The following is a 24,229-nucleotide window of genomic DNA, read 5'->3' on the forward strand; positions in this document are numbered from 1 at the left end:
ACTAGAAAGCAGAAACATTTTTATGCAGCAGGCATTGAAAATGAGCTGTTAAAAGCTCTTAATTGTAGGTTGTTCCATTAATGCTTGTCACAATGAAATTGGGAGCAAGCATTAGTGGTGCAACCTGCAATTTAGTACTTTCAGCGAAATTTTCATAGTCCTGTGAAATAACAATGTTTCTACTTTCGGTGGATTATTGCATAAGTCTAAATTTAATGTTGTTCTTCTTTAAGTTTTTTTAATTTATTTTGAACTAGCCATAATTTCTTTTGCTTTCTATTAAATGCAACCATTCTATTTTTATTATTTTTATTTTCATCAATTAACTTTATATATTCTGCATCTGCAATTTTTAATGCATCTTCAATTACTAAAAGTTCCTCCTTGGTAAACATAATGCCTCCTTTACTAACTAACAACTTATTATTTTTTAATTGTGACCTCTAACATAAGTATATTAAAAATCGCTTAACTAGTAAAGCCGCATTAGTTTATTGTTAACAAATTCACTCCACGCATTACTTATTAAATTTAATTACAACCTTAAATAAATCTCCATCTATCTCTATATTAAATGTTCCACCTTGAACTTCAACAAAACTCTTTGCAATTGCAAGACCAAGACCAGATCCTTCTGTATTCCTTGATTTATCTCCTCTTTGGAATCTATCTACAATGTCAAATGGATCAAAATTCAGCTCTTCTGCAGACATATTTTTTATTGTAATCTCTACATTTTTCTCATGATCTATTATGTCTATATATACTCTTGATCCCTTCATCGCATATTTGACTACATTTATTATTAGATTTTCAAAAATTCTAAAGGTTTTTTGGCTATCAAGATTTAATATCACTTTACTTGTAGGATAACTATTTTTTAATATTAACTTTGAATCCTTTATTTTATCATCTAATTCAATTTGCGTCTGTCTCATTAATTCCACAATATCCACATTCACTAAGTTTAGCTTAATATCTCCACTAGTAGCCTTACTTACTTCAAACAAGTCTTCAATTAGAAATTTCAATCTTTGAGATTTTTTATCAATTGTATCAATATAAGATTTTCTTTCTTCTTCAGTTAAATTATCATTTTTTAATAAATCAGTGTAAGTTATTATCGAAGTAAGTGGTGTTTTTAAATCATGCGAAACATTTGAAATAAGTTCTGTCTTCATTCTCTGACTTTTAACCTCTTCATTTACCGCTTTTTTCAAACCATCTTTTATTTTTTCAATTCTATCTTTTAGTGGATTAAACACTCCTAAATCATCTGCTATTTCTACTTCTATATTACCACCAGCAATTCTATCTGCTTCATTTAAAAGTATACTGAACTTATTTCTTATATCTCCATACTGTTTTCTAATTGAATAAAATAATATTGCGTTATAAATGAATGCTATTACTATTCCAAAAAACCAGAAAATACAGCAGATTAATGTTATTACCAAATTTACGCCAATAACTTTTATAATGAACCTATTGGATTTATCATTTAAATCTATATTCCCTATATAATTAAATAAATTATTAAACCACCTTTTCAAGGAATTTACTATTTTTATGATTAATAATTTTTCCTTAAAGTATTTAATTACTCCTGTATTAATTATAAACTTCAAGAGCATAGTCACTGCAAAAATGACATAAATGGTTATAGTCCATATAATTGCATTTATCATAATTACAGCAAAACTTTCCAACGACTTATCTATTCCCGGTTTAATAAGTGTATTCTTTAACGTTTCAATAATAGTAGATACAAGTACAACCCCAGAACCAATTCCTCCAATACCAAGAATAAAACAGTTGATCTCAAATGGTATCTTTTCGAGATATTTAATTCCAAATACATTTCTTCCTATCCTATAAGGCACTAACAACGCTAATATTAACACAATACCTAATATTGATAAAACAACAGTTGCTACAGCTCTGTTGTATATTTTATTTTGTGAGCTATCTACAAGTGAACTTATTCTATCAAAATATTTTAAATCCTTAGGAATTCCATAAACAAAAGTCACGTTTTTAATAGGATTAAATTTTATATTATTTATAGCGATATAATCACCATCAAAAAGTTTTTTCATAGTAAGATCCAAAAACCTATTTCTTATTACATAATCATCGGCACCATAAACCTTATTTACAGTAGCAACTCCATTTTCATCATATTTTACTACCATGTAAAAAGCATATTCATCGTTTAAATCTTTACTTTTAGTTTCATCTTCTAATAGACTCAAATCGTTTTCCGTATTAGTCTTCTTCATAGACATATCATTAGTCTGAACTAAATAATTCAAATTTTTATAGTCATTATTTAGATTGTCTTTCCATAAATCTAAAATATCATCGAATTTTCTAGCCATATCCAAATTGTTATTTGACTCTTCATTATAATCTAAATTCTCATTATTTTTTAAAATTTTATCATATGATTTTATATAAATTTTATCAGCACTTAATTCTTCTTGACTTGTTTGATTCAAGAGATCTTTATATAAAACATAATTACTTTGATATATAGTTCTCATTAATTCATAATCTTCATAAGGAGGTGAAGGCTCTCCCTTAGACCATTCCTTTATCTTTGGATAAAAGCCAAAAATACTAAACGCCATTATTATAAGTATTGTAAATGCTACTAAATTTGTAACATATGATTTTTTACTGCTTTTCAATTTTGTATCCAACTCCCCATACCACCTTTAAATATTTTGGATTTTTTGAATCAATTTCTATCTTTTCTCTTATTTTTCTAACATGAACCATTACGGTGTCAGTATTTATAGCATCTTCATTCCAGACCTTTTCATATATCTCCTCTGCAGGAAATACTCTTCCTGGATTTTTTATTAATAAGTGTAAGATTTTAAATTCTAAAGGCGTAAGCTTTACCAGTTCTCCATCTAAAGTTACTTCCTTTGTATCTGTATTTAGTTCTAGCCCTCCAATTATAAAATTATTACTCTTTACTTGTGATTCATTTACTACATTTAAATATTTAGAGTATCTTCTAAGCTGTGAATTTACTCTAGCTAATAATTCCATTGGATTAAAAGGCTTTGTAACATAATCATCTGCACCAATATTAAGACCAAGAATCTTATCCATTTCCTCTGATTTTGCAGTAAGCATTATTACAGGAAAATCATAATTCTCACGGAGTTTCATCACCATTGTTATTCCATCCATCTTTGGCATCATTATGTCAACTATTGCTAAATGTAAAGTTTGATTTTCTATTATCTCCAATCCTTCTATTCCATTACTTGCTCTATAAACATTGTAGCCTTGGTTTTTCAAGTATATCTCTATTCCATCACATATTTCTTTTTCATCTTCAACTATTAAAACATTATAAAAATTCATTATTCTTTAACACCCTCACTTACTATAATTTACAAATAATAATTAATTCATATATATGTTGCAATTCACAATGCACACTTCATAATTGCGGCTAAAATTCTTGCAATATTTTTACAATGGTCATGAAGAATTATCTTTGCAATATATATTTGATTAATCTTATAATACATATTAAAATTCCTATTCTTATTTAACTTGGAATAAAATTCACATAAAATTTATTATATATCATATGTGAAGTATTTCCAAACTCATAAATATCCTTTCCTACTAGTCTTATTTTTATAAAATTCAAGATTGTAAATTATAGAATTAAAGATTCTCCCATAAGCACCTCCTATTCTTAGATGATAATATGCTTCATTAGTATACTTGCATTTAAGATTCTAGTAATTTAAGCATTTAATTAAGGCAAAGTGTATAGCCTCAAATACAACATATTTATTTTTTATATACTGATTAGCTACAATTAAAATATACAATTTAAAAATAAAGATAGTTTACAATTAAATCGAAAGAATTTCTAAAGAAATTTAGAAATTCTATGAAAAATAACTTTTCAACTAAAAATCCCAAGCAATTAGTTATATAGCACATATAATTAATTGCTTGGGATCATATGATATTTACTTGTCTTTACGAATACTTTTTTAATAATTGCTTATATTCAGTCGTTATATTTAAATATTTTGCCATTAAATCGCTAGCCTGCTTTTTTGCCTCATCAATTACAAAATCATAATTATCTATAAGTAAATTAGTAATATGTAAATCAATTTTCTTATCCTTAGCCATATTATTTAGAATTTTAATTATCCTATCTTTGCTAAATTCCTCTTTATAGCTTCTTACCCCTAATAAGGCACTAGTAATATCTCCTATTGCTACTATTCTCATTTCTTTAGTTAGCTCATTTCCTTTTAGTCCAAAAGGATAACCCGCACCATCTAATTTTTCATGATGAAATATTCCTATATCTCTTATATCATCTATATTTAAATCACTTAAAATCTCATATCCTATAATAGCATGGCTTTTCATAATTTCAAACTCTTCATCTGTAAGTTTTCCCGGCTTTTCTAAAATTTCTACTGGAATAGCAATCTTTCCTATATCATGAAGCGCGGCTGCTATTTTAATTTTTGATAAAGTTTTATCATCTAAGCCACATAACTTTGCAATCTGATAACTTACAGCTTCTACTAATATAGTATGTTTAACTGTTGCTTCACTTCTAAAATCAATTGAATAAGCTAACATTTTACTATAAGATACAACCTCATCTCTAGTAAGTATTCTAGTACCAAAAAAGTCATACAGCTCCTCAATATAAGTTTTATCTATAAGCTTTTCAATAAAATTAAATTTTTTATCTGCTTCTAATAACAGTTCTATATATTCATTGGAATACTCTTCTGAATGATCTCTAATAAAATCTTTCGTTAATTCTTTTTTTGATAAATATACCCTATCAATATAATCGGCAAAACTTAATATAATTCCTTCTTTAGATAGAATATCCATATGCTTGTCCTTAAAATATTTACAAGTAAAATGATGGCTTAGAACTATATTATATAAATTAGGTAATGGCGAAAAATATTTTATGAATAATGAACCATAGATAGCATGATCAAATGGAGTCTTTATATCAATATCAACAAGCTTATCTCTTTCCGCAACCTTATATGCACCAATATCGTGAAAAATTGATATTACGCAAATTTTAAGCATATCCTCGTTATTATAATTTCCTTTTGCTTTTAATAAATTCAACATTATATATGCAACTTTTTCCCCATGATTCAAAAGCCTTTTGTCCACAGAATTAATAGCTCTATGAATAATATGAATCATTTGCCTTAATGTAACTTCCAAGTTTTCTTTCATGTATTTCCTCCAATTCATTCAGTAACAGTAAAATTATCACTTACGACATACGTAATAATCTGTTCATATTATAGCATTATTATTTACCAATAAAAAGGCTTACTTAATACATGTTTCCTGAATTAGAAAGAATTAATACACGCTTAAATTTTTTATAAAAAAGGTTATCTTATTGGTTCATACACCTTTATAAGATAACCCGTTTTAATATATATTTTGCAATTCATAATTACGGCTAAAATTCTTGCAATATTTTTAGAATTATCATGAATAATTATTTTTGTATTATATATAATTGTTCAAAGCATTGAAAACACTATAAATTGTTAACTTTTTATATTTTTTAGTTAAAAATTTTTTCACTTTTAACTTTTTAAATTCTTTCCTTGTTTAAGATTTAAATTCTTAAATTCTTAAATTCCTTTATTCCTAAATTCTTATATTCTTTCGTTTTTAACTTTATGGATATCCAATTTAAGGGTTCAACCTATAATTAAAATATGCTGCCATACTAGAAATCAAATATATTTTTATGAAATAGGCATTTGAAAATCTCGCTGCCAAAAGCACTTAATTGAAGCTTGTTCCACATCAGCTTGTCACGTTATAAACGGGAGCAAGCTATGTGGATACAAGCTCCCATTTAGTGCTTTCAGCGAAATTTTCATAGCCCTGTGGAATAAAAATGTATTTGATTTCGTTGAGTCATCGCATGAGTCTAAGTTTTAACGTTGGATATTTATATACCTTCCTGTTTTCTAAATTTTTTGAGTCCTTTTTTAGATCCTCTTTCAATATCTCTATTAAGTTTTCTTTCCTTATAACTTGAAAATAGCTGGCTCATATCATAATCTTTAGGATATAATTCTTCAGCGCTAATTTCAAGTTTAATTCTTTTGCAGTTTACTTCTATAAATTCATTGTTAAATAAAACAATTATATTATTTAACCTATCAATTTCCTTATAGACAATCCCACTTGCATCTTTATCTAACAGTAATACTTTATCTCCAACTCTATAAATATACTCATGAGTTTCAGATTTTTCTATTTCCGCTTTAGAAATTTTACTTTCTTTTACTAAATTATAATTATAATCTTTCGTTTGAATATATTTTCTGCTTCTTTCAATTATATTATCACTAATCCCCATTTTTCTTGATATATATAAAGCATTACTATCTCCACTTTTTCCTATATGAAGTTTATATAATGGCTCCAAAGTGTCTCTTTTAAATTCCATAGCTGCATTTTCGAAGTCTGGATGATTTTGTGAAAAATTTTTAATTTCCCCATAATGAGTGCTTGCTACTGTAATACCCTCCTTATGATAAAATTCTTCTAAAATTGCAATAGCAAGTGCAGCTCCTTCATTTGGTTCTGTGCCACTTCCAATTTCATCAAAAAGCAATAATGAATTTCTGCTGCTTTCTTTTAAAATATCCGCTAAATTTTTTACATGAGAGGAAAATGTACTTAAAGCATTTTCTATACTCTGATTATCACCAATATCAACAAAAACATCATCAAATACTGCAATCTCAGTATTTTCATGTGCACTTATATGAAATCCACTTAATGTTGCTAAAGTCAGTAATCCAACACTTTTTAATACAACTGTCTTTCCGCCTGCATTGGGACCAGTTATAATTAAACTTCTATATTTATTTCCTATTTCAAAATCCAGTGGAACACACTCTTTAATTAATGGATATTTTCCCTTTACTATTTTTATATAACCGTAGTCATTAAGTTTGGGCTCGATTCCGTTTATTTCCTTACTATATTTTGCTTTTGCAAGTATCATGTCATATTCTGAGATAACTTCGATATTTATTTTTATTTCCTGATGCTTTTGAAAAATCAGTTCACTTAATGTAGCTAATATTTTGTATTCTTCAACACTCTCTTCTGCCTTTAAAGTTATTAATTCAGTTGTATATTTTGATACTGAAGCTGGTTCCATAAACACAGTAGTGCCTTTTGAAGATGCTTCAACTATAGTCCCTTGCACATGATTTTTATACGCTGCTTTTATAGGAACTGTATATCTTCCATTTCTTATACTAACAAAAAATTCTTGCAAATATTCCTTATTACTTGGATTCTTAATAAACTTTTCTATATTTTCTTTTATTTTTTCTTCACAAAGCTCGATGCTTCTACGAATCTTTTTAAGCTCTTTTGTAGCATTAGAATCAACAATAGTTCCTCTAATAGCCATATTTATTTCATCTTCAATATATTTTAAATCTGTAATGTTTTCTCCATATGCACTTAAGGTTTCTGCATATCCTTCTTTATCTTTAACGAATGCTTTTACTTTTCTACATCCTCTAAGAAAATCTCCTACTGTAATCACTTCTGATAGCTCCAGCACCCCACCTTTTTCTATTTTTTCAATTAATGGAGATATATCGAATACGCCTTCAAGGGGCATATGATAAGATGCATCGATTAGTCTTCTCCCTTCAGAAGTTTCTTTAATAATTCTTCTTACTTGTTTTATATTATTACTTGGAACTAATTTATCAATTAACTTTTTCCCTAAGTTACTTACGCAATATGATTTTACAATTTCTTTTAATTCTTTATAATTTAATTTTTCTAATGTGGCATTATTCATTCTTTTATTTCCTTTTCTTATATATTCAAGCCACGAATAAGGGTATAGATTTCAGAATAGTGTTACTTAGCAAACTAATATTTAATGCAATGTATACATTCATCAAATATTTATCTATGTCGCAATAATAAAATTACACTTAGTATGTTTTTAGAATAAGTAAATTCCTGTATACAAAATGTAGAAAAATAATCGCAATACATATATAGTTTGAATTTTTAAACAAACAAAAAAGCTGTGGATACCTCCACAGCTAAAAAATTCAACATCAAATAAAGATAGAAATATACCTATCTTTTGAAAGCAAATTCGTGGCTCGTATCTTTTAATAGTTGTAATTAATTCAACAAGAAATAAAAGTATAGAATACTTCTTTTTGAATTAATATTAAATTACTATAATTAAGATACTAAACACTCACAAAAATACTTCCTTCCAATGAAATCTATATATTATATAATATAATATGAGTTAGATGATGTCAATTTTAATCTTTATCATTTAAACACTTATGATATTAAAAATTGGTAATCTCACATTGCAATTTTTAATTTTCTCTGATTACTCCAAGTAATAATTGTAGTTATATATTGCAAGATTTAAATTCTATCGCAAAACATTCTTTACTGCTGAGCATTATAGTGATTATCTTTTAACATTACATCATGAGAACTTCCTTCTACGATACTTGTTGCAGAAACTAATGTTATTTTTGCATTCTTTTGAAGTTCTGGAATAGTAAGAGCACCACAGTTACACATTGTAGAACGAACTTTATTCAGTGTTATACTTACATTATCTTTTAAACTTCCAGCGTATGGAACATATGAATCAACACCTTCCTCAAAAGATAATTTCTTATCTCCACCAAGGTCATATCTTTGCCAATTCCTTGCTCTATTTGAACCTTCGCCCCAATACTCTTTCATGTAGTTTCCGTTTATATTTACTTTATTAGTTGGACTTTCATCAAATCTTGAGAAATATCTTCCTAACATAATAAAGTCTGCACCCATAGCCAATGCCAAGGTAATATGATAGTCATGAACAATACCTCCATCAGAGCATACAGGTATATAAACTCCTGTTTTTTCAAAATATTCATCTCTAGCTTTAACTACATCAATAAGAGAAGTTGCCTGTCCTCTGCCTATACCCTTTTGCTCACGAGTTATACAAATAGATCCACCACCTATTCCAACTTTAACAAAATCAGCTCCTGCTTCAGCTAAAAACATAAATCCATCTCTATCAACAACATTTCCAGCTCCGACTTTTATGTTTTCTCCAAAATTCTTATGTATATAATCAATTGTTATTCTTTGCCATTCTGAAAATCCCTCAGATGAATCAATACATAATACATCTGCTCCTGCCTCTATTAATGCTGGTACTCTTTCAGCATAATCTCTAGTATTAATACCTGCTCCTACTATGTATCTTTTTTGTGAATCAATAAGTTCATTTGAATTTTCCTTATTAGCTGAATAGTCTTTACGGAACACCATGTATTTTAACTTTTGATCTTTATCAACTAATGGCAGCATATTTAATTTATTATCCCAAATTATGTTGTTTGCTTCTTTTAAACTTATATTAGCATCAGCATATATAAGTTCACTAAAAGGTGTCATAAATTCTGAAACCTTAGTACTTAAATCCATTCTAGTTATTCTATAGTCTCTACTTGTTACAATTCCAAGAAGTTTTCCATTTGGAGTCCCATCTTCAGTAACTGCCATAGTAGAATGTCCTGTTCTCTCTTTTATTTCTACCACTTCGTCTAAAGTAGTATCAGGTTTGATGTTAGAATCACTAGTAACAAAGCCTGACTTATAGTTCTTAACTCTTGCAACCATCGCAGCTTCATTTTCAATTGACTGAGATCCATATACGAATGAAATTCCGCCTTCTTTTGCTAAAGCTACTGCCATTTTATCATCTGATACGGACTGCATTATAGCCGATACTAGAGGTATATTAATGCTTAATGGAGATTCTTCACCTTTTTTAAACTTAACAAGAGGTGTTTTCAGACTTACATTTTGTGGTATGCAGTCTACAGAAGAGTAACCTGGTACTAATAAATATTCTCCAAAAGTATGGGATGGTTCATTAAAATAATATGCCATTTTATCTTACTCCTTTTACATTTTAGATATTTTGTATATAATAATATATTTATCCTATTATTGTCAATGTAAAACAAAATCTATTTACTTATTTTAAAATACTACCAAAATTTAATGTAACTTTATATATCGATATACGCTAAATCATTCCTATTAATATATAGATATCCTACTTTAAAACTATATGTATGTGATAACTTACCGAAATCATAAATATTTTGTTCCGAAAAGCTATGAAAATATCCCTGAAGATTCTAAGCAGCAGATTTCACCACTTTAGCATGCTCCCACTTTCAGTGTGACAAGCTAAAGCGGAACAATCTACAACTAAGAATCTTAGCAGCTCATTTTCAAATGTTTTCTCCACAAATATATTTATGATTTCTAGCCAAGATAACCCTTTATATATAGTAAATATTATGTTCACATAATAAGTTTAATTAATAATTTGGATATCTATATAGGTAAACCAATTATAAGTTGAATCATACTATGAAATATATCCTAACTATAAATAACAATTATGCTTTTGTAACCATAAGGTCATAATATGAAATGTTTCATTAGGAATTTGATAGTTCTGATTCTTAGATTAAAAGTTGTTCAAAGCTCGCCTTTGAGGTTAGCATCTTGGATGCAACTTGTGATATTAGAATCATCCATCATAATTTCCTTAGAAACTGGAACAACAGCTTAATCAGTATTCGATTAGTTATATGCATAAGTTCAGGTCTTAGTTGGATTACCCGTAGTTAAATAACATATTAACTAATACATATGTATTTTATCTGAATACTTTTATAGAGTAGTTTAGAATTCCTGCCCCTCCACCTAAATCTATAACAATATACCAGTGACCAGAACTTGGAACTGTAATAGTATATGGTGAGCTATCACCTGAACCGCCATAATATTTAAAACTATTATTATTTCTGTACCTGATAAAATTATCACCATCTAATAAATAAATATTTACCTTTCTATCAATAGTAATCCTTAGCACATCCCCTTTTCTAAAGTTACCTTCTTCATATGAATATTTCATAATATTTTTAGAACTCCTTCCTCATTTCATAAAACACTTTTAAATAAATTATAAAGCTATAATAGCACAATTCATACTATTATAGCTTTACACTTTTGACTTACATGTAATTTTTATAAATCAATGAACTTATATCTTTTACAACAAGCTCTATATATTTTTATTAACTGTAACTAGCACTATAATTTCTATTTAGAGTATGAGAAATATTTTCTTCCCCAGTATAGTGCTACATTTACTAAGCCTATCATTACTGGAACTTCTATTAATGGTCCTATTACTGCTGCAAAGGCAACCTTTGATTCAATTCCAAATACTGCTACTGCAACTGCTATTGCAAGTTCAAAGTTATTGCTTGCAGCTGTAAAAGATAAAGTAGTAGTCTTATGATAATCTATGCCTGACTTATAACTAATGTAAAATGATACAGAAAACATTACTATGAAATATATTACAAGCGGTATCGCTACTTTAATAACATCTAAAGGTAATTCTACAATATATTTTCCTTTAAACATGAACATAACTACAATTGTAAATAATAAGGCTATTAGAGCTAATGGACTAATTTTAGGAACAAATTTTTTTACATACCATTCTGTTCCCTTCATAGGTTCTAGTATAAGTCTAGTAAACATTCCTAATAAAAAAGGAATACCAAGATAAATTGCAACAGACGTTGCCACTTCTCCCATGGAAATATGGATTTCATATCCTGTAAGTCCAAAAATAGGTGGCAGTACAGTTATGAAAAAGTATGCAAATACAGAATAAAATACTACTTGGAATATTGAATTAAATGCAACTAATGCAGCGGCATATTCACTATCTCCATCTGCTAAGCTGTTCCAAAGAATTACCATCGCTATACATCTTGCAAGTCCTATAAGAATAAGTCCTGTCATTAATTCCGAATCAGATTTTAAAAATACAAAAGCAAGTATGAACATCAAAATTGGCCCAATAAACCAATTTTGTAATAGTGATAAACCAAGAACCTTTGGATTTTTAAATACCTTCCCTAATTCCTTATAATTTACTTTAGCAAGCGGTGGATACATCATAACAATAAGGCCTATAGCTATTGGTATTGATGTTGTTCCAAAAGATAAACTCGCGAGTCCCTCTGATAGTGATGGCATTCCCCATCCTAACAATATTCCTAGTGCCATTGCAACAAATATCCAAAGAGTCAAATATCTATCTAAGAATGATAATCTTGATGATTTATTACTCAATTTTAAAATTCCCCCTATTTTAAATTTACTATTCTAATTTAATTTCATTATTCTCAATTCTTCTAGCTAAATCTTTTACCTTTTCTTCTATTGTTTTAGCTGTTTTTATAAATTCTTCATCGCTTTTTCCACTTGGATCTTCTAAGCCCCAATCTTCTCTATGCTTAGACGGTAAAAATGGACATTGAACATTACAGCCCATTGTTACCACAATATCCACCTCTGGAATATCGCTTAGGAGCTTAGATTTTTGTGTTTCATTCATATCAATGTTGTATAAATCTTTTATGATTCTCACTGCATCTTGATTTATTTGAGGTTTTGTTTCTGTTCCTGCTGAATAACTTTCAAAAACATCATTTCCATAAAGTTTTCCTAGTGCCTCTGCCATTTGTGATCTGCATGAATTGTGCACACATATAAATGCAACTTTTGTTTTCATTTCTCTTATCTCTCCTTAAATATGTCTATTTAATTAAGTTAATTAAATTATTTCCTCTTACGTCTTCTGCTTTCCACTCTATCACTGCAAAGTTTCCATTTGAAATTTCATCAACTTTGTTAATCCATTGAATTTCATTACTTGCTTTAACCTTTAAGATTTCATTAGTAGTATTAGTTGCATAAAGACTTGAATTTATTACCCACCATTTGCTGTGAATCTTTGCTCTATCTAAATCTTTTTGAAGTCTCATTGCCTCATAAACTGGAGTTGTTTCAGCTAAAGCTACTATAACAACTTCCGTTTCACTTTCATTTCTTAATCTAGGCAATAACTTTATAACTGATTCTGGTATATCTCCTTCAGATCTTGAAATTTCTTTATTATAGCTTTCTGTTGAATCTAAAAGAAGTAAAGTATGACCTGTTGGAGCTGTATCTATTACTACAACTTCATTTTCTGATCTTTCAACAATTTCAGCAAAAGCTCTAAATACCGCTATTTCTTGAGTACAAGGCGATCTTAAATCTTCTTCAATATATTCAATATCTTCATCAGTCATATTGTTTTCTCTTGCCTTACCTATAACTTCTTGTCTGTACTTTTCGAGTTCTTCTTTTTCGTCAATATTGCTCAAAGAAATTCCATAGCTTTCATCTAATACAAATTTTAAGTGAGCAGCCGGATCAGTAGTGGTTAAGTGAACCTTCTTACCTTTTTTAGCAAGTCCTAGTGCTATAGCTGCTGCTATAGTTGTCTTACCTACTCCGCCTTTACCCATTGTAAAAATAACTTTTTTGCTGCTATTATACAGATCCTCAATGACATCTTTTAATTTTGGCATAGCCACTGCATTTAAAGATTCCTCACTAATTTTAATATAATCTTCTTTAAGGAAAGCTCTTACATTTTCAAGCCCTGTTATATTATAAGGTCTTAGTGGAATTTCAAAAGTTTCGATATCCTTAAATTTAGCTGGCATATTACTTAAAGCTTTTTGCTGTTTTTCATAAATAGCGTTTGAAAGTTCATCATCATGACTTTGAAGCACACCATTTATAATTAATATTTGATTGTTTACTCCTATTTCTTGAAGTTCACTAGAAGCTCTTTCTGCCTCTTTTAGCGGAGAAGTTTCAGGACGAGATACAAGTACAAGCGTTGTTTTCTCTCCATCAGCTAAAGTATCTACTGCACTTTTGTACATCTCTTTCTTTTCTTCAAGTCCTGCAAGCTGGCCTAAGCATGATGCTCCATGAGTGCTTTCATCAATAAAATTACTCCATGCAGAAGGTAATTGTAACATTCTTAAGGTATGCCCTGTTGGTGCAGTATCAAAAATGATATGATCATATTCATTGAATACTTTTTCATCAGTTATCATAGCTGAGAACTCATTAAATGCTGCAATTTCAACAGTACATGAACCTGATAACTGTTCTTCCATATTATCTATTACTGCTTGTGGTAACTTCCCTCTATATGGAGCTATTACACTTTCCCTATATTCAGCAGCTGCAGCTTCTGGTTCAAAATTTGCAACGGTTAAGTTTGGAACTTCTTTTATTTGAATCCCTTTATTATTTAACTCTGTATTAAATACATCTTGAAGATTTGATGCTGGATCAGTACTTACAAGCATAATCTTCTTTCCTTGATCCGCTAAATTCACGGCTACAGCACAGGCTGTTGAAGTCTTACCAACTCCACCTTTTCCAGTAAAAAATAGATACTTAGTTAAGTTCAGCTTTTCAATATCAAACAGTTTCAACATAATTTACTCTTCCCTTCTACTTAAGTGTATCGATTTATTCTAATGAACCTAATTATTAACAGCATCCACCTTTACATCCACAGCTTTTAGCAGGCTTTTTTATGCTAGCTTTCTTTATATTAAGCTTTAAAGTATCTGTTGGTATATCTAATAAAATACAAAATTCTTCGTTAGTTGGATAACTACCTTCCTTAACTACTACTCCATCTACCATAGTTACAGGTAAAGCTTCAATTCCTTTGGTGTTTAAAATTTCATTTATCACTTTATTATCTACAAATATTTGAGGATTACTTGTTAAATTGTGTCTTTCCACTACTATACCTTTGTTTTTTAAAGTATTAAGTGCAGTTGAAACTCTCAATAATTCTTTATCTACAGATGGCCCGCAAACACCTGTTGAACAACACATAGCTGGATCAAAAATAATCATTTTTTTCATTTTTATTAACTCCTTTATAATCATAATTTTTTATATTTAAATTTTATTTACAGATATAATTGGTTTTTCTTTTCTTATTTACAAGTACATTTACTCTTATCTTTACAAATACAATCTTTTGTTTCAGTTACAAGATTCATCATGGACAGTGTAAGTTTATTGCAATTATTAAGATTTAATCGGTAGTAATTCCAAAGACCTTCTTTTCTAACTTCTATAAGACTACAGTCACTTAATACCTTCATATGATGTGAAAGGGTTGGCTGAGTAAAATCAAAGTATTCTAGTATATCGCATGCACATCTTTCACCACAAGATAATATATCGATTATTTTTAACCTGCTTGGATCAGATAATGCTTTGAAAATTTTTGCATTTTCTTCATAGCTCATTCTCATTCACGCCTTTCCTATATAGACATCTATCTATATATAATATAGAACACCATCTATCTACTGTCAATACAAAGTATATACTTTAACTTTCTTTTAATACTAAATATATAACAATCTATATAGTCACTTTATTCAGTAATTAAATTATTGTTACAAAATCGTATACTTTTTTCACTAGATTAACAAAATATTAAGACTTTAAAAAATACATAATCCCATAAGTTGCTATCAAGCTACCTACGGGATTTATACTATATACATTCTAAACAGTGCTATTAATTTTTTATAAAATCTTTTGTTTCTTATACATGATAGTTTCATGTTGATTCTGGTAAATTAAATTTTTTAGAGTATATTTTATCACTCATCAAGAAAAAGAATATAAGATCTTTAAGTTTTTTATTTTGTAGTTAGCAAAACATTTATGGCCAAGTAACAACTGCTTTCTTAAGCTGTCCTCCGCACCGAGATAATTCTCCCATAACCTTATCAATTCCGTTCTCAGTTTTGAACCAATTTTCCTTAGTTATTCCATCTACATCTATTGGACATACAAAGAATTTTGTCTTTGGATATGCATAACTATAAAACATGAGACATCTCTTAGCATGAAATGATTTGCAACATATTATGGCCTTTTTTATATCTAAATTATAGTTATCAGTAACTTCCTTTGACTTAAAGGCATTTTCCTTTGTCCAAGTTGCACCATCTTCTTTTAATATTGCATCACCATTAACTCCATTAGATATGGCTATATCTCTCATAAACTCCCATTCAGTATTATATATTCCTTGATATTTTTCGTTCTTAGTTATTGGTCCTGAAAAGTATCCTTTTGACATGCTATATTTTCCTGATGGAAGTATGTATGGTGCATATCCATCTAGCCAAAGTTTTGAAGCTTTTTCTGCCGGCTCCAACCATGAGCCACCAGGTACAAAAATAATATCACATTTTTCTGGTTTATCCTCAACAAAAATAAAAGATGTAATTTCTTTAATAAAATTAATACCTTCTAATGACATACCTCACTCCTCAATATAGTTTTACTGCTGCTATCTAAAATTTATTCTTTATCAAAATCTCTTCCAACATCACTTGCTGTGTGAGAATCTGATCCGTATACTTTTTTAACCCCGTACTCATCTATCAACTGCTTAAAAATATCTGATACATAGATTTCACCGCAATATGGCTTTCTAAGGCCAGCTGTATTTACATCAACTTCATAATTCCTTGATTTAATTTCTCTTACTATCTCTTCCAAAAGTTCTTTGTTTTTATATTCTAATGGGTATAATTTATTGAAAATCCTAATTAAATTTGGATGCCCTACACGATGAGGCTTATACTCCCCTAAGTCTGATTTTATTGCTTTAAGCAAAGTCTCATAATACTTATCATAAACTTTTTCAGTAGTGCCATAAAACTCTAAAGCTCTTTCAAAGCCCTCTTTTCCATCAATAGCCACATATTCATCGCCCATTTTTATAAAATGTACAGAAATTAGCCCATCTTCTAATTTGGGACCATAGGAATTAAGTAGTCTTTTAGTTCCTTCTTCATATCCATCAACAAAATCAACTTCTAGTCCTATATTTATTTTGATTTTGTCTTTATATTTTAATTTTATTTCTTCAACATCATTAAAATACTTCTCTATTACTTCTTCATTTGGAGCACATTCATCTTGAAATTCTTTGTCATCTATAAAATAACATGAAAAAGGCATGTGTTCAGTAAATGTTATTTCCTCTAATCCCTCTATTAATGCTTTATCAACATACATTTCAAAACTATCTTTAGTTCCATGAGGACAATATGGCGAGTGCATATGTCCATCTCTTACTATCTTTTTATTATTCATAATATTATTAAAAGAGAGGATTTAATACGCTCTCCTTTAATTCTCACTTCCCTTCTATTGTAAAATATGATTTATATATGTTGCAATTAAGTTTCTACATTTTGTCTTAATAAATCACTTAGCATACTAGAAGTTTAAATGTAAGTTTATTATTGCAACATATATATGAACAAAACTTATAGAAGCTGTCTTTAATGAAAATTGCAGCTTTCCGCTAACTTAACTATTATTTACAGCTATTAAGCAGCAATCTAGTCATATATGATTACTTATCTTAATAATGTAAATAATTATTTTTCATATTCATACATATTATAATTACATTCGCTCATCCCAAGTGATTCATATGTTGCTTTAGCATTTATATTTTCTTTTTCTACATACAATCTTATGCCAGCTATTCCATCATTATTATCACATATATTCTTAACGTTATGATATAATTTCTTATAAATGCCTTTTTTTCTATAATCAGAATCTACATACACACTTTGTACCCAAAGAAACATACCATTTCTCCAATCACTCCATTCATATGTAAACATAATTTGTCCAACTACTCTGCCATTTATTTCATAAACATAGTATTGTCCTTTTGATGAATCTTCTATCATCGCTTTAACACCATTGCTTAGAATTTCTAAATTAAGTTCTTTATCCTCTGTTTCTTTTGCTAAGTTATAATTAAATTTTACTATAGTTTCTAAATCTTCAATTCTTGATTTTCTTATAATTCCTAAATTAGTATCATTATTAATATTACTCATTTCTTTCCTCCATATATTTCAGATAAATTTAAAAATAATAATTATTATACTATGTACTTTTCAACTTTTCTATATATTACAATACTTACATTTTATCATTTAGACTTCCTATTATATAGTACTATTAATTGCTATTTATTTATAAAATTTCAATACATCTTTTATTACTCTAGAGGCGCAATAAAAGATTATTCATAATAATCTTTCAATAAAATAATAAAATCCCCTATACTTTATACAACAAAGAACTAACTACTCAATACTCCTTTTCAGTTTGCTTTTGTGCCGTATACTTTTTCTATAGATATATAGTCATATACTTATAGAATCACAAATTCAGCGTTCAAAATCCATTTCCTTGTATAAAAATAAAGGATAGTAAACAATATTACTATCGTCTACTATCCTTAAAATATTATAATTTACATTACTTCACTATCTAAATTTGCTCCAGAGAATTGGCTGTTGTAAAGATCTGCATAGAAACCTTTCTTTGCAAGAAGTTCATTATGGTTACCCATTTCTATGATACTTCCCTTATTCATAACTAGAATTAATTCTGCATCCCTAATTGTAGAAAGCCTATGTGCAATAACAAAACTTGTTCTGCCTTTCATAAGTTCTGTCATAGCCTTTTGTATATAAACTTCTGTTCTTGAATCAACACTACTTGTAGCCTCATCAAGAATCATTATAGTAGGATTTGCTAGAATTGCTCTAGCTATTGTAAGAAGCTGTTTCTGACCTTGTGATATATTAGAAGCTTCTTCGTTTAATATTGTATTATATCCATCTGGTAAAGTCTTAATAAAGTGATGAGCATGTGCTGCTTTTGCTGCCTGAATAACTTCTTCCTCAGTAGCACCTTCTCTGCCATAAGCTATGTTATCCATTATAGTTCCGTTAAATAACCATGTATCTTGAAGAACCATACCAAACATGTTATGAAGTGCTCCTCTTTTTATATCTCTGATATCTACACCATCTATTGTAATCTTACCAGAATTTATTTCGTAGAAACGCATAAGTAAGTTAACGAGTGTAGTTTTACCTGCTCCAGTTGGTCCCACAATTGCAATTGTATGACCCTTTTTAACATCAAGGTTCATATCTTCAATAAGTGGTTCTTCTGGTTTATAGCTAAAATCAACATTATCAAATTTAACTTCACCTTTAGGGAATTCTATAATCTTAGCATCAGTAGTATCTGCAATCTCTTCAACTTCATCTAAAAGTTCAAAAACTCTTTCTGCAGATGCAACTGTTGATTGAATTATATTAGCAATATTAGCAGTTTGAACTATTGGTTGAGTAAATTGATTTGAATATTGAATGAAAGCTTGAATATCACCAATACTAATTTTTCCTAAAGTAGCTAAGTATCCACCTACAACACAAACTATTACATAACCTATATTACTAACAAATCTCATCATTGGCATTATTATACCTGATATAAATTGTGCTTTCCATCCAGCTTTATAAAGTCTATCATTAATATTTTCAAACTCTTTTATTGAGTCTTTTTCATGTCCAAAAACTTTAACTATTTTATGTCCTGTATACATTTCCTCTACATGACCATTAAGTTCTCCTACTTCTTTTTGTTGCGCAGCGAAAAACTTTTGGGAATGCTTAGCAACAAGTGTTGTTATTACAATATAAAGTGGTAATGTTAATATTACTACTAATGTCATTATTGGACTTATAGTTAACATCATGATAATAACTCCAACAATAGTTACTATAGATGTAATAAGCTGAGTCAAACTTTGTTGAAGTGTTGTTGAAATATTATCAACATCATTTGTCACACGACTTAAAATTTCACCATGAGTTCTTGAATCAAAAAATTTAAGTGGTAAACGTGAAATTTTATCTTCAACTTCTTTTCTTAAGTTGTATACTGTTTTTTGAGCGACCCCTGCCATAATATATTGTTGAAGGAAGCCAAAAAGTGTACTGATTACATATAAGCCAAGTAGTAATAAAAGAATATCTCCTATATATTGAAAATCAATACCTGGCACTGGAATATTACCTGGTTTTCCTGCTTTAAGTAAGGCAGCATTTTGAGACATTACAGTAAATTTTCCTACTAATCCCTCAACTAATCTAGTTATAGCTTTACCTGAAATTTTAGGTCCTACTATATTAAATATAGTGCTCATTATAGCAAATATAAACACTAAAATGAAATTCATTCTTTGTGGTTTTAAATAATTTAAAAGTCTTTTTAATGTCCCTTTAAAATCCTTTGCTTTTACTTTTGGGCCAGCAAAAGATCCCATTGGACCACCGCCAAAACCGCCACCTGATCTTTTATTTACTCTATTACGATTTTCACTCATGATAATTCCTCCTCTGAAAGTTGTGATGATACAATCTCAGAATATACCTTACAACTGTTTAATAGCTCTTTATGAGTTCCAATACCCGCAATTTGTCCTTCATCTAAAACTATAATTCTATCTGCATCCATAACAGTTGCAACTCTTTGTGCTACAAGAATTACAGTTGATTTTAAGGTTTCCTTTTTTAATGCTGCACGAAGTCTTGCATCTGTTTTAAAATCAAGGGCTGAAAAACTATCATCAAAGATGTATATCTCCGGCTTTCTAACAAGAGCACGTGCTATTGATAAACGTTGTTTTTGTCCTCCTGATACGTTAGTTCCTCCTTGAGCAATTAAATGCTCATATCCATCATCCATTCCATTTATGAAATCTGTTGCTTGAGCTACTTCTGCAGCATGTTTAATTTCTTCCATACTAGCATCGTCTTTACCGTATTTTATATTTTCAGAAATAGTTCCAGAGAAAAGCACAGTTTTTTGAGGTACAAAACCTATTTTAGCTCTTATACTTTCCTGACTCATTTCCCTTACATCAATACCATCAACAAGAACTGAACCACTCGTAACATCATAAAAACGTGGTATCATATTAATTAATGTTGATTTTCCTGAACCAGTACCACCAATTATAGCTGTTACTTCTCCAGGTTTCGCACTAAATGATATATTGCTAATAGCTTCTTGCTCCGCACCTGGATAGCTAAAGCTTACATCTTTAAATTCAACATAACCGCCTTCATTTTCATTTAATAATGGCTTTTTAGGATCTACAATTTCAGATTCCATATCTAGTACTTCATTTATTCTAACTGCTGAAGCTTGAGCTCTTGGAATCATTATAAATACCATACCAAGCATTAAGAAACCAAATAAAATCTGCATTCCATATTGCATAAAGGCTATTAAAGATCCAACTTCCATATTCCCTGAATCTATTCTTATACTTCCAAACCAAATTACTGCTACAGTTGTAGCATTCATGATAAACATCATTATTGGCATTAAAATTGCCATAATTTTATTTACTTTTATAGCATTATTCATTAAATCTTTATTTGCATCGTCAAATCTAACCTTTTCAGTATTTATACGGTTGAAAGCACGAACTACTCTTATTCCTGTAAGACCTTCACGTAATACCAAGTTTAATTTATCTATTTTAACCTGCATTAATTTAAATAAAGGCATTGCAAATTTTAAAGTTAGGGCTATTATAACTGCAAGTAGTGGGATTACTACTGCAAAGATCCATGTTAGAGTTACATTCTCTCTTAAAGCCATAACAACTCCGCCTAAAGCTGTTAATGGTGCGAAAAGTGCAATTGAAAACATCATTATTGTAACTGATTGAACCTGTGTAACATCATTTGTAGTTCTTGTTATTAAAGTGGCTGTTCCAAATTTATCAAATTCATTTAAAGAAAAACTTTCAACTTTTGCGAATAACTTATTACGAATTATTTTAGCAAAGCCTATTGCAGTTCTTGAAGATAAAAATGATGCAATAATTGCACAAATTGCACCTCCAAGAGATACAAGCAGCATTAATCCTCCTATTCTTAGAATATAATCAACTCCACTATACTCACCGTTATAACCAAGAAACGATATAGTTTGAACCACATCTTTTTGAACAATTCCTTTATCAACTATATCAGCCATTAATGTAGGCAGATATAAGTTTGCAATTACTTGTGTAAAAACTAATAAAACAATTATTATTATATTAACTGTATACTGTTTTAAAAATCTAAACAATTTAATCATTAGCGCACTCTCCTTAATTAGCGTTATTTTCACTTAAAAGTCTTTTGAATATTATTAGTCCCTCAGAAATTTTATTAAGCTCTTCTTGTGTTCCTTGATTTAGTATACTCTCAATATTATGTTCAATTTGTTTATTAAAATTCTTATGAATTTCAATGAATTTTGGAGATATACTTACATAGACAACTCTCTTATCATCTTCACTTCTTTCTCTTATAACAGCCTCTTGTTCTTCAAGCTTATCGATAATACCTGATACTGTACTATTGGGTAAATGCAGCTGCTTACTTAATTCAGTCACTTTCATTTTCTTATTTTTATATAAAAGTCCAATAACCATCCCCTGTGGAGCTGTCATTCCAGTATGTTCAATTATTTTTTTCATATTTAATCTAAATAAACTCATTACTTCTTGAAATAATCTTGATACCTCTATACTTTCATTAATAATCTCCATATAATTCCCACCTCTTTTATATTTCGTACTCAAACATTTCGTGTACGAATATTTCACTTTCGAAATAAATTATATCTCTATAAATATATTTTGTCAATTAACAAATAAAACTAATTAAATCTAAGACTTTTATTCAATGAGAGCCTTAGATTTAATTAGTTTATTGAATATTTTTTTATTTTAAAATAAGCCTAATAATTTTATCATCACCTGTATTAATATTTCCTCTTCCATCTCTATTACTCGTTGTAATGTAAATTGATCCATCTTTAGCCTGAATAACCTCACGTAAACGTCCATATTCGTTTTTAAACCATGATTCTACATTCTTAACTACGCCTCCATCTCTATTTAGTGAGATAACAAGCAGCTGCTGTCCACGTAAATTAGCAACTAGTAGTTTTCCCTGCAATGGTCCTTGGGTTGCAAAAGCAATACCAGAAGGCGCCCATGTATCTTGTCCGCTGTGTATTAATGGCTTTTTTATCTGAATTTCAGTAGATTCCTCATCTCCTTGAAAAAGAGGCCACCCATAATTGCTTCCTGGCTTAATTATGTTTATTTCATCATGAGCTGATTGTCCGTGCTCTGACTCATACAAAACATTTTTTGAATTCCAAGCTAATCCTTGAGGATTTCGATGACCTAAGCTATAAAGTGCTGAATTATGAATTGGATTATCTTCTGGAATACTGCCATCTAATTCTATTCGTAGTATTTTTCCTGCTAAACTTTTAGGATCTTGCGCCAATGCTGAATTTCCTGCATCTCCTGTTGTAATATATAATTTTTTATCTGGACCTATCTTTATTCTGCCTCCATTATGAATTCGTCCCCCAGGTATTTTATCTATAAGAACTTTATCAATAACAGCCCTATTATTGCTCTCAATTAACCTCACAACACGATTATAAATTACATCGCCTTCTCCATATGTATGCATAACATACATATAATGATTTTTCGAATAATTTGGATCTAGAGCAATCCCCATCAAACCACCTTCCCCTTGACTTACAAAAGGTTCATTAAAATTCATTATTGGCTTAGGATCAAGTTTGCCATCTTCAATAATTCTAATTGCTCCAGACCGCTCTGTGAAATATATCTTTCCTTCATCACTTATATCTATTGCCCATGGTACGTATAGATTTTCAGCTATAACTTGAATCTCGTAATTAAGTTGTCTTAATGCCCCTACTATTCCTTGCACATTCGATTTATTGTGATTCTTAAATGCTATATTAAATAAAATACTTTTAATTATTTTTTTCATAGTATTATCCTCCAAGTTTAAAATAATACATATCCCAATGTAAACTTTAAGAAAAAAGCAACAAATTCAGGACATATTTATAGATAACCCAACTAAGAAATATACTTATGCATAACATAGCTATTTTTACGCAAACTAGGCTTAGTTAATTTTTGTAAGGAGAAATCGCTATGGGTAGAAAAGGTATTGAAGTAACATCATTATATAATTGGACAATTGAAAATCTTAAGAAAATGAGAAATTCATCTAAGGATGAATTCACTCGTAACGTGTTAACAGCCGTAATCATGAGATATGAAGGAAATAGTACTATTGAAATATCAAAGTTTTTATTAAAAACTAAAGCAACAGTTATTCATTATATAAAA

19 protein-coding genes and 1 pseudogene are annotated in these 24,229 nt (G+C 29.2%); 1 reads left to right on the top strand and 19 read right to left on the bottom strand.

Annotation, left to right across the window (positions count from 1 at the left end; translation table 11 throughout):
* Positions 1-212: 212 nt before the first annotated feature.
* From T483_RS0128055 to T483_RS0128145, 19 genes are all read right to left on the bottom strand, one after another.
* Positions 213-395 carry a hypothetical protein gene (locus T483_RS0128055; protein ID WP_026889798.1) on the bottom strand — a complete coding sequence of 61 codons (183 nt, stop codon included), beginning with the start codon at positions 393-395 and terminating at the stop codon, positions 213-215.
* 123 nt (positions 396-518) lie between these two features.
* Entirely contained in the window at positions 519-2,705 is a 2,187-nt protein-coding gene (locus T483_RS0128060; RefSeq protein WP_347460445.1) for a sensor histidine kinase, read from the bottom strand.
* Entirely contained in the window at positions 2,680-3,384 is a 705-nt protein-coding gene (locus T483_RS0128065; protein ID WP_026889800.1) for a response regulator transcription factor, read from the bottom strand. Before T483_RS0128065 ends, T483_RS0128060 begins: the two co-directional genes overlap by 26 nt.
* A 636-nt stretch (positions 3,385-4,020) precedes the next feature.
* Positions 4,021-5,274 carry an HD-GYP domain-containing protein gene (locus T483_RS0128070; RefSeq protein ID WP_026889801.1) on the bottom strand — a complete coding sequence of 418 codons (1,254 nt, stop codon included), beginning with the start codon at positions 5,272-5,274 and terminating at the stop codon, positions 4,021-4,023.
* A gap of 739 nt (positions 5,275-6,013) precedes the next feature.
* Positions 6,014-7,900, bottom strand: a complete 1,887-nt coding sequence (locus T483_RS0128075) for an endonuclease MutS2 (RefSeq protein ID WP_026889802.1) — start codon at positions 7,898-7,900, stop codon at positions 6,014-6,016.
* Positions 7,901-8,523: 623 nt separating this feature from the next.
* Positions 8,524-10,032, bottom strand: a complete 1,509-nt coding sequence (locus T483_RS0128080) for an IMP dehydrogenase (RefSeq protein WP_026889803.1) — start codon at positions 10,030-10,032, stop codon at positions 8,524-8,526.
* Positions 10,033-10,816: 784 nt separating this feature from the next.
* On the bottom strand, positions 10,817-11,077 hold the full coding sequence (locus tag T483_RS0128085; protein WP_026889804.1) for a DUF1883 domain-containing protein: 261 nt from the start codon (positions 11,075-11,077) through the stop codon (positions 10,817-10,819).
* A 188-nt stretch (positions 11,078-11,265) separates the two neighbouring features.
* Entirely contained in the window at positions 11,266-12,315 is a 1,050-nt protein-coding gene (arsB, locus tag T483_RS0128090) for an ACR3 family arsenite efflux transporter (protein ID WP_026889805.1), read from the bottom strand.
* A 28-nt stretch (positions 12,316-12,343) separates the two neighbouring features.
* Positions 12,344-12,757, bottom strand: a complete 414-nt coding sequence (locus T483_RS0128095; protein WP_026889806.1) for an arsenate reductase ArsC — start codon at positions 12,755-12,757, stop codon at positions 12,344-12,346.
* 25 nt (positions 12,758-12,782) lie between these two features.
* On the bottom strand, positions 12,783-14,531 hold the full coding sequence (gene arsA / locus T483_RS0128100) for an arsenical pump-driving ATPase (RefSeq protein ID WP_026889807.1): 1,749 nt from the start codon (positions 14,529-14,531) through the stop codon (positions 12,783-12,785).
* Positions 14,532-14,586: 55 nt separating this feature from the next.
* Complete coding sequence (arsD, locus tag T483_RS0128105) at positions 14,587-14,973, bottom strand: arsenite efflux transporter metallochaperone ArsD (protein ID WP_026889808.1); 387 nt, start codon at positions 14,971-14,973, stop codon at positions 14,587-14,589.
* 74 nt (positions 14,974-15,047) lie between these two features.
* Positions 15,048-15,371, bottom strand: coding sequence for an ArsR/SmtB family transcription factor (locus T483_RS0128110; RefSeq protein ID WP_026889809.1), 324 nt, complete (start codon positions 15,369-15,371; stop codon positions 15,048-15,050).
* Between the two features lie 419 nt (positions 15,372-15,790).
* Entirely contained in the window at positions 15,791-16,396 is a 606-nt protein-coding gene (locus T483_RS0128115) for a YdcF family protein (RefSeq protein WP_026889810.1), read from the bottom strand.
* A gap of 41 nt (positions 16,397-16,437) precedes the next feature.
* A complete protein-coding gene (gene hisJ, locus T483_RS0128120; protein WP_026889811.1) occupies positions 16,438-17,238 on the bottom strand; it encodes a histidinol-phosphatase HisJ in 801 nt (266 codons plus the stop codon).
* Between the two features lie 290 nt (positions 17,239-17,528).
* A complete protein-coding gene (locus T483_RS0128125; protein ID WP_026889812.1) occupies positions 17,529-18,005 on the bottom strand; it encodes a GNAT family N-acetyltransferase in 477 nt (158 codons plus the stop codon).
* 422 nt (positions 18,006-18,427) lie between these two features.
* Complete coding sequence (locus T483_RS0128130; RefSeq protein WP_026889813.1) at positions 18,428-20,356, bottom strand: ABC transporter ATP-binding protein; 1,929 nt, start codon at positions 20,354-20,356, stop codon at positions 18,428-18,430.
* Positions 20,353-22,128, bottom strand: coding sequence for an ABC transporter ATP-binding protein (locus T483_RS0128135; protein ID WP_026889814.1), 1,776 nt, complete (start codon positions 22,126-22,128; stop codon positions 20,353-20,355). Before T483_RS0128135 ends, T483_RS0128130 begins: the two co-directional genes overlap by 4 nt.
* 13 nt (positions 22,129-22,141) lie before the next feature.
* Positions 22,142-22,585, bottom strand: coding sequence for a MarR family winged helix-turn-helix transcriptional regulator (locus T483_RS0128140; protein ID WP_026889815.1), 444 nt, complete (start codon positions 22,583-22,585; stop codon positions 22,142-22,144).
* Positions 22,586-22,760: 175 nt separating this feature from the next.
* Entirely contained in the window at positions 22,761-23,861 is a 1,101-nt protein-coding gene (locus tag T483_RS0128145; RefSeq protein WP_026889816.1) for a PQQ-dependent sugar dehydrogenase, read from the bottom strand.
* A 170-nt stretch (positions 23,862-24,031) separates the two neighbouring features.
* On the opposite strand from T483_RS0128145, the pseudogene T483_RS0128150 reads away from it, so the two are divergent.
* Positions 24,032-24,229: pseudogene (locus T483_RS0128150) on the top strand (IS630 family transposase); the annotation flags it as partial.

The organism is Clostridium beijerinckii HUN142, assembly GCF_000621745.1.
Lineage (GTDB): Bacteria > Bacillota > Clostridia > Clostridiales > Clostridiaceae > Clostridium > Clostridium beijerinckii_A.

What these genes read in the sequence shown, in the direction of transcription:
- hisJ (WP_026889811.1), bottom strand. Translation starts at nt 17,238, where the DNA reads ATGAATAATAAAAAGATAGTAAGAGATGGACATATGCACTCGCCATAT.
- T483_RS0128140 (WP_026889815.1), bottom strand. Translation starts at nt 22,585, where the DNA reads ATGGAGATTATTAATGAAAGTATAGAGGTATCAAGATTATTTCAAGAA.
- T483_RS0128070 (WP_026889801.1), bottom strand. Translation starts at nt 5,274, where the DNA reads ATGAAAGAAAACTTGGAAGTTACATTAAGGCAAATGATTCATATTATT.
- T483_RS0128055 (WP_026889798.1), bottom strand. Translation starts at nt 395, where the DNA reads ATGTTTACCAAGGAGGAACTTTTAGTAATTGAAGATGCATTAAAAATT.
- T483_RS0128130 (WP_026889813.1), bottom strand. Translation starts at nt 20,356, where the DNA reads ATGAGTGAAAATCGTAATAGAGTAAATAAAAGATCAGGTGGCGGTTTT.
- arsD (WP_026889808.1), bottom strand. Translation starts at nt 14,973, where the DNA reads ATGAAAAAAATGATTATTTTTGATCCAGCTATGTGTTGTTCAACAGGT.
- T483_RS0128115 (WP_026889810.1), bottom strand. Translation starts at nt 16,396, where the DNA reads ATGTCATTAGAAGGTATTAATTTTATTAAAGAAATTACATCTTTTATT.
- T483_RS0128145 (WP_026889816.1), bottom strand. Translation starts at nt 23,861, where the DNA reads ATGAAAAAAATAATTAAAAGTATTTTATTTAATATAGCATTTAAGAAT.
- T483_RS0128075 (WP_026889802.1), bottom strand. Translation starts at nt 7,900, where the DNA reads ATGAATAATGCCACATTAGAAAAATTAAATTATAAAGAATTAAAAGAA.
- T483_RS0128065 (WP_026889800.1), bottom strand. Translation starts at nt 3,384, where the DNA reads ATGAATTTTTATAATGTTTTAATAGTTGAAGATGAAAAAGAAATATGT.
- T483_RS0128125 (WP_026889812.1), bottom strand. Translation starts at nt 18,005, where the DNA reads ATGAGTAATATTAATAATGATACTAATTTAGGAATTATAAGAAAATCA.
- T483_RS0128110 (WP_026889809.1), bottom strand. Translation starts at nt 15,371, where the DNA reads ATGAGAATGAGCTATGAAGAAAATGCAAAAATTTTCAAAGCATTATCT.
- T483_RS0128080 (WP_026889803.1), bottom strand. Translation starts at nt 10,032, where the DNA reads ATGGCATATTATTTTAATGAACCATCCCATACTTTTGGAGAATATTTA.
- arsA (WP_026889807.1), bottom strand. Translation starts at nt 14,531, where the DNA reads ATGTTGAAACTGTTTGATATTGAAAAGCTGAACTTAACTAAGTATCTA.
- T483_RS0128095 (WP_026889806.1), bottom strand. Translation starts at nt 12,757, where the DNA reads ATGAAAACAAAAGTTGCATTTATATGTGTGCACAATTCATGCAGATCA.
- T483_RS0128135 (WP_026889814.1), bottom strand. Translation starts at nt 22,128, where the DNA reads ATGATTAAATTGTTTAGATTTTTAAAACAGTATACAGTTAATATAATA.
- T483_RS0128085 (WP_026889804.1), bottom strand. Translation starts at nt 11,077, where the DNA reads ATGAAATATTCATATGAAGAAGGTAACTTTAGAAAAGGGGATGTGCTA.